General features: G+C 73.7%; 2 protein-coding genes. Both read left to right on the top strand.

Features of this window, described 5'->3' with window-relative positions:
- The first annotated feature begins 293 nt into the window (after window positions 1-293).
- A complete protein-coding gene (locus L2I40_RS22095; protein WP_237217439.1) occupies window positions 294-1,211 on the top strand; it encodes a sterol desaturase family protein in 918 nt (305 codons plus the stop codon).
- Between the two features lie 46 nt (window positions 1,212-1,257).
- The coding region (mutL, locus tag L2I40_RS22100) for a DNA mismatch repair endonuclease MutL (protein ID WP_237217441.1) at window positions 1,258-2,282 on the top strand (1,025 nt) is incomplete at its 3' end.

Genomic DNA, 2,282 nt, shown 5'->3' on the forward strand with positions numbered 1-2,282 from the left:
ATCGTCGCCACCACCAGCGCGCGCCCGGGCGGCATGCGATGCACGCCCAGCCAGAAGGCGAGCAGTAAGGCGGCCATGCCGGCGACGAAGCCCGCATAGAAGGCGACAGCCAACGCCGCCGCCAGCACCCGCCCCGAGCACGACCCTGCGCCGTCGCATCCGTCCGCCGGCCTTGGGATGGCCGCTCATGCCGGCACCACCCGCGTGATCGCACCCGTCATCCGTGCCTTTCCTTCGCCGGACCGATCCCGGATACTGCGCCCGCGTCCCAGGCAGAACCAATCCCCGAAGGCATGCCGGCTCTCGACTTCGACCTTCTCGCCGCGCTGTGGCGCTGGCTGTCCAGCTTCCCGGCCCTGTTCACCGACCCGAAGTCCGTCTTCTGGTGGCCGACGCTGCTGGTGGCGGGCGTCGTGGCGGTGGTGTTCGCGCTGCTGAGCGGAGCGCGGCCGCGCGAGATCCACCGCGTGCTCTTCCCGCATGACCGGCGCACGCTGCTGCGCGAGCTGCCCGTGGATCTGGCCTGCTTCGCCGGCTACACGGCGGTGCCCTTCCTGCTCGGGCCGGTGCTGTTCCTGATCGCCTTCGCCGGGACCTCGATCGGCATCCTGATCCTGCTGCCGGTCTTCGGCCTGCCGGCCCCCGAGGCGCCGCCGCCGTCCACCGCCTGGCTCGCCCTGGCCGCCGTGGTCGCCTTCACGCTGAGCGACTTCTCGCTCTACTGGACGCACCGGCTCTTCCACCGCTTCCCGGGGCTGTGGCGGTCGCACAAGCTGCATCATGCGCCGCCGGTGCTGACGCCGCTGACGGGCTTCCGCTTCTGGCCGCACGAGACCTTCCTGCACATGGCGGGCGCCGGCTTCTTCCAGGGTCTCGGCCTCGGCCTCGTCGCGGCGGTGGCCGGCGCGCAGGTCTCGCCGATGACGGTGCTCGGCGTGAACGTGCTGATGCTGGCCTGGAGCCTCGCCTTCTCCCATCTCCGGCACAGCCATGTGCCGATCCCCTATCCGCGCTGGCTGTCCTTCATCCTGATCAGCCCGCACATGCACCAGGTCCACCACTCCTCCGACCCGGCGCATCACGACCGCAACTTCGGCACCACCTTCGCGGTCTGGGACTGGATGTTCGGCACGCTCTACCTGCCGCGGCGCGACGAGCGCTTCCATTTCGGCCTCGAGCCGCCGGCCGAGGCCGCAGCACCACCCCGTTAACCTCTGCATGCTGGACGCCGGCCGCGCGCCGGCGCATCTCGGCGGCATGGCCGCGCCGCGAATCCGCCTGCTGCCGGAGACCACCGCCAACCGCATCGCCGCCGGCGAGGTGGTGGAGCGGCCGGCCGCGGCCGTGAAGGAGCTGGTGGAGAACGCGCTCGACGCCGGGGCGACCCGCATCGCCGTCACGCTCGAGGACGGCGGCACCGGCCGCATCCTGGTGGAGGATGACGGGCAGGGGATGAGCGCGGAGGAGCTCGCGCTGGCGGTGCAGCGCCACGCCACCTCCAAGCTGCCGGAGGAGGCGACGCTGTTCCGCATCGCCACACTCGGCTTCCGCGGCGAGGCGCTGCCCTCGATCGGCGCGGTGGCGCGGCTCACGCTGACCTCGCGCACCGCGGAGGGCGGCGCGCATGCGATCACGGTGGAGGGTGGGCGGGTCTCGGCCGTCGCGCCGGCCGCGGGGCCGCCGGGCACGCGGGTGGAGGTGCGCGACCTGTTCTTCGCCACGCCCGCGCGCCGCGCCTTCCTGAAATCGCCGCGCAGCGAGGCCGAGGCGGCGGTGGAGGCTGTGCGGCGGCTTGCGCTGGCGTGGCCCGAGGTCGGCTTCCGCGTCAAGCTGGAGGGGCGCACCGTCCTGGCCTTGTCGCCGCAGGATCGCGACGCGCGCGTCCATGCGCTGCTCGGGCCGGATTTCGCCGCCGCGGCGCTGCCGGTCGAGGCGGCGCGCGGCGAGATGGCGCTGGCGGGCCTGGCCGCCGCGCCGACCCACACGCGGGCGACGGGCGAGTTCCAGCATCTGGTGGTGAACCGTCGTCCGGTGCGCGATCCGCAGCTGCGCGCGGCGTTGCGCGTCGCCTATCGCGAGATCATCCCGCGCGGGCGGCACCCGGCGGCGGCGCTGTTCCTCGACCTGCCGCCCGAGGCGGTGGACGTGAACGTCCATCCGATGAAGACCGAGCTGCGCTTCCGCGATGCGGAGGGCGTGCGCGGCCTGCTGATCTCGGCGCTGCGGCGCGCGCTGGCGGTCGGCGTCGCCGCCGTGCCGGGCGTCGCGCTGCCGGCCGGGCC

This window comes from Falsiroseomonas oryziterrae, assembly GCF_021864505.1.
Taxonomy (GTDB): Bacteria; Pseudomonadota; Alphaproteobacteria; order Acetobacterales; family Acetobacteraceae; genus Falsiroseomonas; species Falsiroseomonas oryziterrae.